The following is a 14,837-nucleotide window of genomic DNA, read 5'->3' as shown; positions in this document are numbered from 1 at the left end:
ACCGGTGGCAGGCCCCGAAACGCATCCGCGAGTGGTACAACGCGCGGCGCCTCGGTGTTCCCGCCCCATTGACCATGGAAATCCAGTCGGTGGTACGCATCGGCTCCTACACACTGCCCAACAGACTGATCCTGGCCCCGATGGCCGGCGTCACCGATCGTCCGTTCCGCCAGCTGTGCCGCCGCCTCGGCGCCGGCATGGTGGTTTCGGAGATGGTCACCAGCGACGTCCGCCTGTGGAACAGCCGCAAGTCGCGCCTGCGCCTGCAGCACGACAACGAAGATCAGCCACGTTCGGTGCAGATCGCCGGCGGCGACCCGCAGATGCTCGCGGAAGCTGCCCAGCGCAATGTGGAGCTCGGCGCCCAGATCATCGACATCAACATGGGCTGCCCGGCAAAGAAGGTGTGCAACAAGGCTGCGGGTTCCGCGCTGATGAAGGATGAACGGCTGGTAGCCGACATCCTCGAGGCGGTGGTCGCGGCGGTAGAGGTTCCCGTCACCCTGAAGATTCGCACCGGTTGGGACCGGGCGAACAAGAACGGTGTGACGGTGGCGCGGATCGCCGAGCAGTCGGGTATCCGGGCGCTGGCGGTACACGGCAGGACCCGTGCCGACCTCTACACCGGCGATGCGGAGTACGAAACCATTGCGGCGATCAAGCAGGCAGTTTCGATTCCGGTCTTCGCCAATGGTGATATCGATTCACCGCGCAAGGCACGGCAGGTGTTCGAGCAGACGGGCGTGGACGCCCTGCTGATCGGCCGCGCCGCCCAGGGCAATCCCTGGATCTTCCGCGAAATCGATCATTACCTGAGCACCGGCGAGCTATTGCCGGCGCCGAGTCTGCACGAGGTGCAGAGCATCCTGCTCGAACACCTCGCTGCATTGCATGCGTTTTATGGGGAGGAAATGGGTGTGCGCATTGCCCGCAAGCATGTGGGCTGGTACCTCGCAACCCAACCGGGCGCGGCGGAGTTCCGCGCCCAGTTCAATCGTTTGCAGGACACGGATGCACAGAGCGCCAGCGTCAGGCAGTTCTTCGCCGAGCGCCACAATAACGGAGATGGGGTGGCCGCATGACAACGATGACCGAGACATTAGTGAGTGGAATGACACCCGTGAGCGACAACGCCAACCTTAAACAGCACCTGACCACTCCGACGCAGGAGGGGCAGACCCTCCGCGACAGCGTGGAAAAGGCACTGCACAACTATTTCGCCCATCTCGAAGGGCAGCCGGTCACGGACGTGTACAACATGGTGCTTTGCGAAGTCGAAGCGCCGCTGCTGGAAACCGTCATGAACCACGTGAAGGGTAACCAGACCAAAGCCTCCGAACTGCTGGGGCTGAACCGCGGGACCCTGCGCAAGAAACTCAAGCAGTACGATCTTCTCTGACGCGGCGGCAGGTCCCAGGCTGCAGGCGGCAGGCAAGCCGCTCGGGCCTGAAGCCTGCAGCTTGCAGCCTGTAGCCTCTAGGAACTCGTTATGACCGACCAAACCACCCGCCTGCCCGTCCGCCGTGCGCTGATCAGCGTTTCCGACAAGACCGGCGTCGTCGATTTCGCCCGTGAGCTGGCTGCCCTTGGCGTGGAGATCCTTTCCACCGGCGGCACCTACAAGCTGCTCAAGGACAATGGCATCGCCGCCGTGGAAGTGGCCGACTACACCGGCTTCCCGGAAATGATGGACGGCCGTGTGAAGACCCTGCACCCGAAAGTCCACGGCGGTATCCTCGGCCGTCGCGACATCGATGGCGCCGTCATGGCAGAACACGGCATCAAGCCGATCGACCTGGTCGCGGTCAACCTGTATCCCTTCGCGGCAACCGTGGCCAAGCCCGGCTGCACCCTGCCGGACGCCATCGAGAACATCGACATCGGCGGCCCGACCATGGTTCGCAGCGCGGCGAAGAACCACAAGGACGTCGCCATCGTGGTCAACTCCACCGACTACCAAGGCGTCATCGCGGCCCTGCAGGACGGCGGCCTGACCTACGCCCAGCGCTTCAACCTGGCCCTCAAGGCGTTCGAGCACACCTCCGCCTACGACGGCATGATCGCCAACTACCTGGGCACCATCGACCAGGACGCCGAAACCCTGTCCACCGAGAACCGCCTGCAGTTCCCGCGCACCTTCAACAGCCAGTTCATCAAGGCCCAGGACATGCGCTACGGCGAGAACCCGCACCAGAGCGCGGCGTTCTACGTCGAGGGCGGCGAAGCCAGTGTCTCCACCGCCATCCAGCTGCAGGGCAAGGAACTGTCGTTCAACAACGTGGCCGACACCGACGCCGCGCTGGAATGCGTGAAGAGCTTCGTCAAGCCGGCCTGCGTCATCGTCAAGCACGCCAACCCGTGCGGCGTGGCCGTGGTTCCGGAAAACGAAGGCGGCATCCGCAAGGCCTATGACCTGGCCTACGCCACCGACACCGAGTCGGCCTTCGGCGGCATCATCGCCTTCAACCGCGAGCTGGACGGCGAGACCGCCCAGGCCATCGTCGACCGTCAGTTCGTCGAAGTCATCATCGCCCCGAAAGTCTCCGAAGCGGCTCGCGCCGTGGTCGCTGCCAAAGCCAACGTGCGCCTGCTGGAATGCGGCGAGTGGCCGGCCGAGCGCCCTGCCGGCTGGGACTTCAAGCGCGTCAACGGCGGCCTGCTGGTGCAGAGTCGCGACATCGGCATGATCACCGCCGATGACCTGAAGATCGTCACCCAGCGCGCCCCGAGCGAGCAGGAAATCCACGACCTGATCTTCGCCTGGAAAGTCGCCAAGTTCGTCAAGTCCAACGCCATCGTCTACGCCAAGGCGCGTCAGACCGTCGGTGTCGGCGCCGGCCAGATGAGCCGCGTGAACTCCGCCCGCATCGCCGCCATCAAGGCCGAGCATGCCGGCCTGGAAGTGAAAGGTGCGGTCATGGCTTCCGATGCCTTCTTCCCGTTCCGAGACGGCATCGACAACGCGGCCAAGGCCGGTATCACCGCGGTGATCCAGCCGGGTGGCTCGATGCGTGACAACGAAGTGATCGCCGCTGCCGACGAGGCCGGCATAGCCATGGTCTTCACCGGCATGCGCCACTTCCGCCACTAAGCGGTAAGGACGCACTCGGACCCGCATCTGCGGCGTTGCCCGGCCCTTCCCCCATGCTCATTGCCAGAAGGCAACTCCGCTGGGTGAAGGGCCGGGCGCCTTGCATCTGCAGGCCCGATTGCGCCCCTTGAGATCGGTTCGTGAAGAACGGGCTGGTCGTGAAGCTTTTGTAGGTTGGGTGGAGCGAAGCGATACCCAACGATCCGGCACTGCCGGAACTGTTCAGGAGAACTCCAATGAACGTACTCATCATCGGCAGCGGCGGTCGCGAGCACGCGCTGGCCTGGAAGGTCGCGCAGGATTCGCGCGTACAGAAGGTCTTCGTCGCGCCGGGCAACGCCGGCACCGCCACCGAAGCCAAGTGCGAGAACGTCGCCATCGACGTGCTGGCCCTGGAAGAGCTGGCTGATTTCGCCGCGAAGAACGTACAGCTGACCATCGTCGGCCCTGAGGCGCCGCTGGTCAAAGGCGTGGTCGACCTGTTCCGCGCGCGTGGCCTGGACATCTTCGGCCCCACCGCCGGCGCCGCGCAGCTGGAAGGCTCCAAGGCCTTCACCAAGGACTTCCTCGCGCGCCACCAGATCCCCACCGCCGACTACCAGAACTTCACCGAAGTCGAGCCGGCGCTGGCCTACCTGAAAGAGAAAGGCGCGCCCATCGTGATCAAGGCCGACGGCCTGGCCGCGGGCAAGGGCGTGATCGTCGCCATGACCCTGGCCGAAGCCGAGGAAGCCGTGCGCGACATGCTCGCCGGCAACGCCTTCGGTGACGCCGGTTCGCGCGTGGTGATCGAGGAGTTCCTCGACGGCGAGGAGGCCAGCTTCATCGTCATGGTCGACGGCCAGAACGTACTGCCCATGGCCACCAGCCAGGACCACAAGCGCGTCGGCGACGGCGACAGCGGCCCGAACACCGGCGGCATGGGCGCCTACTCCCCCGCTCCGGTCGTCACCCCGGACGTGCACCAGCGGGTGATGGATGAAGTGATCTACCCGACCGTGCGCGGCATGGCCGAGGAAGGCAACGTCTACACCGGCTTCCTGTATGCCGGCCTGATGATCGACAAGAGCGGCAAGCCGAAGGTTATCGAGTTCAACTGCCGCTTCGGCGACCCGGAAACCCAGCCGATCATGGTCCGCCTGGAATCCTCCCTGGTCCTGCTGGTCGAGGCCGCCCTGGCCAAGGCGCTGGACAAGGTCGAAGCCACCTGGGACCCGCGTCCCACCGTGGGCGTGGTGATCGCTGCTGGCGGTTACCCGGGCGACTACGCCAAGGGTGACGTCATCGAAGGCCTGGACGAAGCCGCCAAGCTCGACGGCAAGGTGTTCCACGCCGGCACCGCGCTCAAGGACGGCCAGATCGTCACCGCCGGCGGCCGCGTACTGTGCGCCACCGCCATCGGCCCGAGCGTTTCCTCCGCGCAGCAGCAGGCTTATCGCCTGGCCGAGAAGATCCGCTGGAACGGCAGCTTCTACCGTACCGACATCGGCTATCGCGCCATCGCTCGCGAGCGCGGCGAAGGCTGATCCGACGGGCGGAGGCGTCCCTCGTCGGGCGCCTCCTGCACGCCGGTCCCCGCGTGCACGGGTGGATTACGGCCTTCAGCACACTTGGCTATAATCCGCCCACTCACTACCGAAGGGACTTCGCCGTGCGTCGGCTCTGGACTGCCACAGGACTCCTCGTCAGCTTGCTGCTGGCCGCTCTGGTCTGTCTTCCGACCTACGCGGCAAGCCAGGATCCCGGCTGGTCCCAGCTCCATGACAGTGACGCCCGCCTGCAATTGCAGGACGTGATTTCCCCACGCTACCGCACCCTCTTCAGCCCCCTCGACATCAGCGACCTGCACGCCCCCGCCGGCCCCGGCGCGACCTGGCTGCACTTCCGCCTTCCCGCCAACGACGAGCCCCAGCAGTTGCGCCTGTTCGCCCCGAGCCTGGACAGCTTCGAGATGTTCATCCTCGACGGACAGAAGGTCCTCGAGCAGAAGAGTGCCGGCAACCTCTCCCCGGTCCAACGCCCACTGCTCAACAGCGACCTGGTGATCCCCCTGCGCGCCGCCGCCGAGCCGCTGGACCTCTACCTGCGCCTCGCCTCGACGATGCCACTGCGGCCGAACATCAGCATCGAGGCCGCCGGCCAGCCAAGCAATGACCAGCGCCCGCTGCACTTCGGCGTGCTGATCGGCTGCCTGGCCATGCTGCTGGCCTACAACCTCGTGCGCTTCGCCTACACCCGCGTTGCCAGCGGACTGTGGCTGGCCGGCGTACACGCCAGCCTGCTGCTGGCCTGCCTCAACCTGTTCGGCCTACTCAGCCCCTGGTACGGCAACAGCCAGTCGCTGCAGCCGATGGCCGCCCTGGCCTGCCTGGTGGTGACGCTGTTCTGCGCGCTGGGCTATACCGCCAGCTTCTTCTCAGGCCTCAGCCCGCGCCTGCCGCTCAGGCGCCTGCTGCTGGGCGGCACCGCCGCACTCGTGGTGCTGGGCATCGCGCTCAACCTGTTGTTCTCCCTGTCCGTCAGCAGCCTGGTATACGGGCTGATCACCCTGGTGACCCTGGGCATGCTCGGCGTCGCGGTCTACTACTGGATCCACGCCTACCGGCCGGCGCGCCTGTTCGCCATCGGCATGGGCCTCTTCGTCGTGATCTGGTGCCTGTGCCTGCCGTCGCTGCTGGGCTACGCGGCGACCCGCGCCGAATGGCTCGGCAGCGGCCTGCTGGGGCTGTCGGCGGTGGTCGGTTTCCTGCTCAGCCTGGCCCTGGCCGAACGCCAGCGGAAAATCCAGAACGACCATTTCGCCGCCAGCCGCGTGCGGGCAGCCAATGTCGCCGAACTCAAGGCCAAGGGTGACTTCCTGGCGAAGATCAGCCACGAGATCCGCACGCCCATGAACGGTGTGCTGGGCATGACCGAGCTGCTGCTCGGCACCCCGCTCTCGGCCAAGCAGCGCGACTATGTGCAAACCATCCACAGCGCGGGCAACGAACTGCTCTCGCTGATCAACGAGATCCTCGACATCTCCAAGCTGGAGTCCGGGCAGATCGAGCTGGACGAAGTGCAGTTCGACCTCGGCGCGCTGATCGAGGATTGCCTGGCGATCTTCCGCGCCAAGGCCGAGCAGCAGAAGGTCGAGCTGATCAGCTTCACCCAGCCGCAGGTGCCACGCATCGTCAGCGGCGACCCGACGCGCTTGCGCCAGGCCGTGCTGAGCCTGCTGGACAACGCCTTCAAGCAGACCGACGAGGGCGAGATCCTTCTCGTCGTCGCCCTCGATGGCTCGGCCGATCAGCCGCGCTTGCGCATCGCCGTGCAGGACAGCGGCAGGCCCCTGGACAGCGCCGACCGCCAGGCGCTGCTCACCGCCGAACTGCACAGCCGCGACTTCCTTTCCGCCACCCGCATGAGCAGCCGCCTCGGCCTGATCATCGCGCGCCAGCTGATCCGCCTGATGTCTGGCGATTTTGGTATCGAGAGCGGGGACTCAGGCGGCGACTCCGGCAACCTGCTGTGGCTCAGCCTGCCACTGGACCCGCAGCAGATCGACCAGGTCGGCGCCGACCTCGACGGTCCGCTGCAGGGCGCGCGCCTGCTGGTGGTGGACGACAACCAGACGTGCCGCAAGGTGGTGGTACAGCAGTGCAGCGCCTGGGGCATGAACGTCAGTGCGGTGTCCTCGGGCAAGGAAGCGCTGGCCCAGTTGCGCACCAAGGCGCACCTGCGCGAGTACTTCGATGTGGTCCTGCTGGACCAGGACATGCCCGGCATGACCGGGATGCAGCTGGCTACCAAGATCCAGGAAGACCCCAACCTCAACCACGACATCCTGCTGATCATGCTCACCGGCATCAGCAACGCGCCGAGCAAGATCATCGCGCGCAACGCCGGGATCAAGCGCATCCTGGCCAAGCCGGTGGCCGGCTATACGCTCAAGGCGACCCTCGCCGAGGAGTTATCGCAGCGCGGCCCGAGTGGCGTGAGCAACTATCTCTCGGCGGCCAGCGAGCCGGTCTCCAACGTACCGCCCAGCGACTTCCGCATCCTCGTCGCCGAAGACAACAGCATCTCCACCAAGGTCATCCGCGGCATGCTGAGCAAGCTCAACCTGCAACCGGATACCGCCAGCAATGGCGAGGAAGCCCTGGCCGCGATGAAGTCCACCCAGTACGACCTGGTACTGATGGACTGCGAGATGCCGGTACTCGACGGTTTCTCTGCCACCGAGCGCCTGCGCGCCTGGGAAGCCAGCGAACACCGCCCGCATACCCCGGTGGTGGCGCTCACCGCGCACATCCTCAGCGAGCACAAGGAACGCGCGCGACTGGTGGGCATGGACGGCCACATGGCCAAGCCGGTGGAGCTGTCGCAACTGCGCGAGCTGGTGGCCTACTGGGTCGGCGAACGTGATCGCCGCCTGCGCCAGCAGCAGAGCAACGCCCTTCCCTCCTGACTCCGGTATTTCGCACGGTTTATCCCTTGGCGCAGGAGAGGACTCCGTCCGCGATTGGGCTCCGGCGCGATGCGCAGTCGATCGCGGACAGAGTCCGCTCCTACCCACGAATCAAACACCGTGCCGGGTTGCCAGATAGCCTGGTAGGAGCGAGCTTGCCCGCGAACCCGCTCAACTCTGATGCCGCCGGCAAGTCCGTTCGCGAGCAATGACGATGGCGTCCCCCTCGCTCCTGCAGGCACGGATCAGGCACCGCGCGCGAATTGCCCAGCCGCAATGCCGCCCGCCGAACCACCCGCTATGCTTTGCCCTGCCGCGCCCTCTCAATCCGGACGAGTCGTTCCCATGCAAGTGATGTTCAGCGTGTACCTGAAGATGCTGGTGCTCTACAGCCCGTTCTTCGTGCTGTCGTGCTTCATCAGCCTGAACCGCGGTTTCGCCCCGCGTGATCGCAAGCGCATGGCCTGGCGCGTGGCCCTGGCGGCGCTGATCGCCAGCGTGCTGCTGTACCTGTTCGGGCGCTACATCTTCACCCTGTTCGGCATCACTGCCGACGCCTTCCGCATCGGCGCCGGCTCGGTGCTGTTCATCTCCGCCCTGGGCATGGCCCAGGGGCGCCCGGCAGTGCAGGCGGACAACGTGCAGCAGGACGTCACCATCGTCCCGCTGACCATCCCCATCACCGTCGGCCCCGGCACCATCGGTGCGTTGCTGGTGATGGGCGTGAACCAGGACTGGGAGCACAAGCTGCAGGCCCTGGCGGCGATCTTCCTGGCCTGCCTGACCGTGGGGGTGACGCTCTACCTCTCCGACAAGATCGAGAAGGTCCTCGGCGAGCAGGGCCTGATGATCGTCAGCCGCCTGATGGGGCTGTTCGTCTGCGCCCTTGCCGCACAGATCATCATGACCGGCGTGCGCGGCTACTTCCTCCCGCAATGACGCGCTCCTTTGGGGAGCGCCGCGCACCAAAGGGCGTTCTGCGCACCAAAGCTGCGCACTGAAAAACCTCACCATTTCGACAGAAAATCGCGTGCAGCCTATCTGCGCCAAGGCTTTTGCCTGTTTGGCACGGATGCTGCGATGGCAGCTTCGATCCCGCTCAAGGATCGCCCCATTTCCGGGGAAGCTGCCGCACCGGCAACTCCCCGCCCCTGGATAGCCAAGGAGGCTGCCGCGATGAAACGTCGTCCGCTGTTGCAAAGTACGCTGGCCGTGAGTGCCCTGCTGCTCACCGGTCTGTTCCCGTTCAGCTCCCAGGCCGCCGAGACCATCAAGGTCGGCATCCTGCATTCGCTGTCCGGCACCATGGCGATCTCCGAGACCTCGCTCAAGGACATGGCGCTGATGACTATCGACGAGATCAACGCCAAGGGCGGGGTGAACGGCAAGAAGCTCGAAGCGGTAGTGGTCGACCCGGCCTCCAACTGGCCGCTGTTCGCCGAGAAGGCGCGCCAGCTGCTGACCCAGGACAAGGTCGCGGTGGTCTTCGGCTGCTGGACCAGCGTGTCGCGCAAATCCGTACTGCCGGTGTTCGAAGAACTCAACGGCCTGCTGTTCTACCCGGTGCAGTACGAGGGTGAGGAAATGTCGCCCAACGTCTTCTACACCGGCGCCGCACCGAACCAGCAGGCCATCCCGGCGGTGGAATACCTGATGAGCGAAGACGGCGGCGCTGCCAAGCGCTTCTTCCTGCTCGGTACCGACTACGTCTACCCGCGCACCACCAACAAGATCCTGCGCGCCTTCCTGCACAGCAAGGGCGTGGCCGACAAGGACATCCAGGAGGTCTACACGCCGTTCGGCCACAGCGACTACCAGACCATCGTCGCCGACATCAAGAAGTTCTCCGCCGGCGGCAAGACCGCGGTGATTTCCACCGTCAACGGCGACTCCAACGTGCCGTTCTACAAGGAACTGGCCAACCAGGGCCTGGAAGCCACCGAAGTGCCGGTGGTGGCCTTCTCCGTGGGCGAGGAAGAACTGCGCGGCATCGACACCAAGCCGCTGGTGGGCAACCTCGCTGCGTGGAACTACTTCGAGTCGGTGAAGAACCCGGAGAACAGCAAGTTCGTCGCCGACTGGAAGGCCTACGCCAAGGCCAAGAACCTGCCCAACTACAGCACCGCCGTGACCAACGACCCGATGGAGGCCACCTACGTCGGCATCCACATGTGGGCGCAGGCCGTGCAGAAGGCCGGCAGCACCGACGTCGACAAGGTCCGCGAGGCCATGGGCGGGCAGACCTTCAAGGCGCCGTCGGGCTTCACCCTGACCATGGACAAGACCAACCACCACCTGCACAAGCCGGTGATGATCGGCGAGATCGAGGACAACGGTCAGTTCAACGTGGTCTGGAAAACTCCCGAGCCGATCCGCGCACAGCCGTGGAGCCCGTTCATTCCCGGCAACGACAAGAAGCCGGATTACGCGGTGCGTAGTAACTGATCCTTCGGGAAGCGAAAGCCCCTCACCCTAACCCTCTCCCGGAGGGAGAGGGGACCGGACGGCGCGGACTGTCAGCCCGCACTCCGGCTCCGCTCTTCCCCCTCTCCCTCCGGGAGAGAGCCGGGGTGAGGGAATCCCAGACTCCTGCGTGCCGGGATATGACGATGCCCACTGCCTTTCTCCACCGCCTGTTCCGCGCCTGCGCCCTCGTGCTGGCCGTGCTCTATGCGCTGCCCGCCTTCGCCGGCCCCGCGCAGGATTTCGCCAGTGCCGACAATGACGGCCGCGCGAAACTGCTCGAACAATGGGCCGCCGCGCCCGACGTCGATCGCCTGCCCCTGCTGGAGGCCATCCAGTCCGCTCGCCTGGCCCTCGACGCGCAGGACCGCGCCTTTATCCTCGGCGACGACCAGCAGTACCACGCCGCCGAGGGTGGCGCGGGACCGGTCGGCGAGCCCGACAAACTGCGCCTGAACAACCGTCTGCGCGGCCTGGTGAATACCGCCATGGCCAGCCACCAGTTGGTCGCCGACAACCCCGAGGTGCGCCTGGACGCCGCACGGCAACTGCAGAAAAGCGCCCGCCCGGCGCAGCGCACGCTCCTCGAATACCGTCTCAACGAAGAGTCCGATGCCGGCGTCAAGGCCGCGCTGCAACTGGCCCTGGCCAACCTGCAGCTGGCCGATCCGGCGCCCGCGGTGCGCCTCTCCGCTGTGCGCCTGCTCGGCGAATCCGGCGATCCGCAGGCACGCACCCGCCTGGAAAACCTCCTCGATCCTGCCGTCGAGCCGGATGAGTCCGTGCGCACTGCCGCCGCCACCAGCCTCGGCCAGGTGAAGCGGCGGCTGTTGATGGGCGACCTGTTCGGCCAGGCCTTCAGCGGCCTGTCGCTGGGTTCGATCCTGCTGCTCGCCGCGCTGGGCCTGGCGATCACCTACGGCCTGCTCGGGGTGATCAACATGGCCCACGGCGAAATGCTGATGCTCGGCGCCTACTCCACCTACGTGGTGCAGTTGCTCTGCCAGCGTTACGCGCCCGGCGTGCTGGAGCTGTACCCGTTGCTGGCCTTGCCGGTGGCCTTCCTGGTCACCGCCTGCATCGGCATGGCACTGGAGCGCACAGTGATCCGCCATCTCTACGGCCGCCCGCTGGAAACCCTGCTCGCCACCTGGGGCATCAGCCTGGTGCTGATCCAGCTGGTGCGCGTGCTGTTCGGCGCGCAGAACGTCGAGGTGGCCAACCCGGCGTGGTTGTCCGGCGGCATCCAGGTGCTGCCCAACCTGGTGCTGCCGTGGAACCGCATCGTCATCATCGGCTTTGCGCTGTTCGTACTGGCGCTCACCTGGCTGCTGCTCAACCGCACACGGCTGGGCCTGAACGTGCGCGCCGTCACCCAGAACCGCAACATGGCGGCCTGCTGCGGCGTACCCACCGGCCGCGTCGACATGCTCGCCTTCGGCCTCGGCTCGGGCATCGCCGGGCTGGGCGGTGTGGCCCTGTCGCAGGTCGGCAACGTCGGTCCGGACCTGGGCCAGAGCTACATCATCGATTCCTTCCTGGTGGTGGTGCTCGGCGGCGTCGGCCAGCTCGCCGGCAGCGTGCTGGCCGCCTTCGGCCTGGGCGTGGCGAACAAGATCCTCGAACCGCAGATCGGCGCGGTGCTGGGCAAGATCCTGATCCTCGCGCTGATCATCCTGTTCATCCAGAAACGTCCGCAGGGGCTCTTCGCTCTGAAAGGGAGGGTGATCGATTGATGAAGACTCCCATGCTCGAACTGACTGCTCTTGGTAGGAGCGAGCTTGCTCGCGAACCTGCATCACTTCGACGCCACCGGATAATCCGCTCGCAAGCAATAACGATGGCGTCCCCCTCGTTCCTACAGGCCGTCGGGGAGAATCGCCGATGAACCAGCCACTCACCGTCACGGCCGCACAAAAGGCCGGCCCGAAACTCACCGCCGGCATCGTCGGCGCCGCGCTCGTCGTGCTGCTGATCCTGCCGCTGCTGCACCTGCTGCCGGAAAGCAGCGCGCTGTACCTGTCCGCTTATGGCCTGACGCTGACTGGCAAGATCCTCTGCTACGCCATCGTCGCACTGGCGCTGGACCTGGTCTGGGGCTACGCCGGCCTGCTGTCCCTCGGGCACGGGTTGTTCTTCGCCCTGGGCGGCTACGCCATGGGCATGTACCTGATGCGCGAGGCGGCCGGCGACCAGTTGCCCGCGTTCATGACCTTCCTCTCCTGGACGGAGCTACCCTGGTACTGGGCCGGCACCCAGCACTTCCTCTGGGCACTGTGCCTGGTGGTACTGGCACCAGGAGTGCTGGCCCTGGTGTTCGGCTTCTTCGCCTTCCGCTCGCGGATCAAGGGCGTGTACTTCTCGATCATGACCCAGGCGCTGACCTTCGCCGGCATGCTGCTGTTCTTCCGCAACGAGACCGGCTTTGGCGGCAACAACGGCTTCACCAACTTCCGCAGCATCCTCGGCTTCTCCATCACCGCGCCGGGCACGCGAGTGGCGCTGTTCATCGCCATCGTCGTGCTGCTGGCGGCCAGCCTCGCGGTCGGTTTCGCCCTGGCACGCAGCAAGTTCGGCCGGGTGCTCACCGCCCTGCGCGACGCGGAGAACCGCCTGATGTTCTGCGGCTACGACCCGCGCGGCTACAAGCTCTTCGTCTGGACCCTGAGCGCCGTGCTCTGCGGCCTGGCCGGCGCGCTGTTCGTGCCGCTGGTGGGCATCATCAACCCCAGCGAGATGTCGCCGACCAACTCCATCGAGGCGGCCGTGTGGGTCGCCCTCGGCGGGCGCGGCACGCTGATCGGCCCGCTACTGGGAGCGGGTGTGGTGAACGGCGCGAAGAGCTGGTTCACCGTGGCCTTCCCCGAGTACTGGCTGTTCTTCCTCGGCGCGCTGTTCATCCTCGTCACCCTGTACCTGCCGCGCGGCATCCTCGGCCTGATCAAGCGGGAGAAAGAGCAATGAGAGCGGTCCCCCACCTGATGCTGGAGCCAGCCTACGATCCCAACCGTGACCCGGGCGCCAGCCGCGATGCCATCGGCCTCGGTTCCAGCGCCAGCGGCCAGCTGGACGTGCGCCACGGCACCATCCTCACCCTGGAAGACATCAACGTCAGCTTCGATGGCTTCCGCGCCCTGCGCGACCTGACGCTGTACATCGGCGTCGGCGAACTGCGCTGCATCATCGGCCCCAACGGCGCGGGCAAGACCACGCTGATGGACGTGATCACCGGCAAGACCCGCCCGGACAACGGCAAGGCCTACTTCGGCGAAACCCTCGATCTCACCCGCATGAGCGAGGTGGACATCGCCCAGGCCGGCATCGGCCGGAAGTTCCAGAAGCCCACGGTGTTCGAGGCGCTTTCGGTGTTCGAGAACCTCGAACTGGCGCAGAAGACCGACAAGTCGGTGTGGGCCAGCCTCAGGGCGAAGCTGTCCGGCGAGCAGAAGGACCGCATCGAGGAAGTGCTGACGACCATCCGCCTGCGCGAGTCGCGCAACCGCCCCGCCGGCCTGCTCTCCCACGGGCAGAAGCAGTTCCTCGAGATCGGCATGCTGCTGGTGCAGGAGCCGCAACTCCTGCTGCTGGACGAGCCGGTGGCGGGCATGACCGACGCCGAGACCGAGTTCACCGCCGAGCTGTTCAAGTCCCTCGCCGGCAAGCACTCGCTGATGGTGGTGGAGCACGACATGGGCTTCGTCGGCAGCATCGCCGACCACGTCAGTGTGCTGCACCAGGGACATGTGCTGGCCGAGGGTTCGCTGGAGGAAGTACAGGCGAATGAGCAGGTGATCGAGGTTTATCTGGGGCGCTGACGGCTCCCGGCACAGCATGGGTATCGCTGCGCTCCACCCATCCTACGGATGCACCCGCCGGAGGGTACGGCGTAGGTTGGCGTGGAGCGCAGCGATACCCAACAGCTCCCGATGCACGCCACACGTTCAGGACTGATCAAGGAACAAGCACATGCTGCAAGTCGACAAGCTCCACCAGTACTACGGCGGCAGCCACATCCTCCGTGGCCTGTCCTTCGACGCCAGGATCGGCGAGGTCACCTGCCTGCTCGGGCGCAACGGCGTGGGCAAGACCACCCTGCTGCGCTGCCTGATGGGCCTGGTGCCGGCCAAGGAAGGCAAGGTCAGTTGGGAAGGCAAGCCGATCACCGGGTTCAAGCCGCACCAGCGTGTGCACGCGGGCATCGCCTACGTGCCGCAGGGGCGGGAAATCTTTCCCCGGCTGACGGTGGAGGAGAATCTGCTGATGGGCATGTCGCGCTTCGGCGCCAGCGAGGCCAAGACGGTGCCCGAGCACATCTACGAGCTGTTCCCGGTGCTCAGGGAAATGAAGCAGCGCCGCGGCGGCGATCTCTCCGGCGGCCAGCAGCAACAGCTGGCCATCGGCCGCGCGCTGGCCAGCAAGCCACGCCTGCTGATCCTCGACGAGCCCACCGAAGGCATCCAGCCCTCGGTGATCAAGGAGATCGGCGCGGTGATCCGCAAGCTCGCCCAGCGCGGCGACATGGCCATCCTGCTGGTGGAGCAGTTCTATGACTTCGCCGCCGAACTGGCCGACCAGTATCTGGTGATGTCGCGCGGGGAAATCGTCCAGCAGGGGCGCGGCGTGGGCATGGAAGCCGAGGGCGTGCGCGGTCTGGTGACGATCTGAGGCGACGGCATTCTGAGCCGGTTCGCGAGCAAGCTCGCTCCTACAGGTCGGGCCTGCATGCTCCTTGTACGAGCGAGCTTGTGACCCACAGGGATGTGGGGAATGCCGTTTATCCGTAGGGAACGAATTCGGCCTCGCGAACCCAGCCCCCGAGACGACCTGTCACTG

At 65.9% G+C, this 14,837-nt stretch carries 11 protein-coding genes; all 11 read left to right on the top strand.

Annotated features, from left to right (window positions below):
• Positions 1-74: 74 nt before the first annotated feature.
• The 11 genes from dusB to urtE all read left to right on the top strand — a co-directional run bounded on the left by dusB (position 75) and on the right by urtE (position 14,669).
• Positions 75-1,082, top strand: a complete 1,008-nt coding sequence (dusB, locus tag N5C91_RS14415) for a tRNA dihydrouridine synthase DusB (RefSeq protein WP_236171439.1) — start codon at positions 75-77, stop codon at positions 1,080-1,082.
• Positions 1,079-1,399, top strand: a complete 321-nt coding sequence (gene fis, locus N5C91_RS14410) for a DNA-binding transcriptional regulator Fis (RefSeq protein ID WP_024766365.1) — start codon at positions 1,079-1,081, stop codon at positions 1,397-1,399. Before dusB ends, fis begins: the two co-directional genes overlap by 4 nt.
• Before the next feature lie 90 nt (positions 1,400-1,489).
• Positions 1,490-3,091 carry a bifunctional phosphoribosylaminoimidazolecarboxamide formyltransferase/IMP cyclohydrolase gene (gene purH / locus N5C91_RS14405; RefSeq protein WP_236171361.1) on the top strand — a complete coding sequence of 534 codons (1,602 nt, stop codon included), beginning with the start codon at positions 1,490-1,492 and terminating at the stop codon, positions 3,089-3,091.
• A gap of 236 nt (positions 3,092-3,327) precedes the next feature.
• Positions 3,328-4,617 (top strand): phosphoribosylamine--glycine ligase, encoded by a 1,290-nt coding sequence (gene purD, locus N5C91_RS14400; protein WP_236198984.1) that lies wholly within the window; start codon positions 3,328-3,330, stop codon positions 4,615-4,617.
• A 125-nt stretch (positions 4,618-4,742) separates the two neighbouring features.
• Entirely contained in the window at positions 4,743-7,541 is a 2,799-nt protein-coding gene (locus N5C91_RS14395) for a hybrid sensor histidine kinase/response regulator (RefSeq protein ID WP_279830205.1), read from the top strand.
• Between the two features lie 345 nt (positions 7,542-7,886).
• Positions 7,887-8,480, top strand: coding sequence for a MarC family protein (locus N5C91_RS14390; RefSeq protein ID WP_236171358.1), 594 nt, complete (start codon positions 7,887-7,889; stop codon positions 8,478-8,480).
• A gap of 237 nt (positions 8,481-8,717) precedes the next feature.
• Positions 8,718-9,986: an urea ABC transporter substrate-binding protein gene (gene urtA, locus N5C91_RS14385; RefSeq protein WP_236171357.1), complete on the top strand. Its 1,269-nt coding sequence runs from the start codon at positions 8,718-8,720 to the stop codon at positions 9,984-9,986.
• 164 nt (positions 9,987-10,150) lie between these two features.
• Positions 10,151-11,740, top strand: coding sequence for an urea ABC transporter permease subunit UrtB (gene urtB, locus N5C91_RS14380; protein ID WP_279830204.1), 1,590 nt, complete (start codon positions 10,151-10,153; stop codon positions 11,738-11,740).
• Positions 11,741-11,888: 148 nt separating this feature from the next.
• A complete protein-coding gene (gene urtC, locus N5C91_RS14375; RefSeq protein WP_279830203.1) occupies positions 11,889-12,968 on the top strand; it encodes an urea ABC transporter permease subunit UrtC in 1,080 nt (359 codons plus the stop codon).
• Positions 12,965-13,819: an urea ABC transporter ATP-binding protein UrtD gene (gene urtD / locus N5C91_RS14370; RefSeq protein ID WP_279830202.1), complete on the top strand. Its 855-nt coding sequence runs from the start codon at positions 12,965-12,967 to the stop codon at positions 13,817-13,819. Before urtC ends, urtD begins: the two co-directional genes overlap by 4 nt.
• A 151-nt stretch (positions 13,820-13,970) precedes the next feature.
• Positions 13,971-14,669 (top strand): urea ABC transporter ATP-binding subunit UrtE, encoded by a 699-nt coding sequence (urtE, locus tag N5C91_RS14365; protein WP_279830201.1) that lies wholly within the window; start codon positions 13,971-13,973, stop codon positions 14,667-14,669.
• Positions 14,670-14,837 lie beyond the last annotated feature (168 nt).

The sequence above is a fragment of the Pseudomonas sp. GD03903 genome, from assembly GCF_029840045.1.
GTDB lineage: Bacteria > Pseudomonadota > Gammaproteobacteria > Pseudomonadales > Pseudomonadaceae > Pseudomonas > Pseudomonas pseudonitroreducens.
The sequence above is the reverse complement of the archived record's forward strand: the minus strand, read 5'-3'. Positions and strand labels throughout refer to the sequence as shown.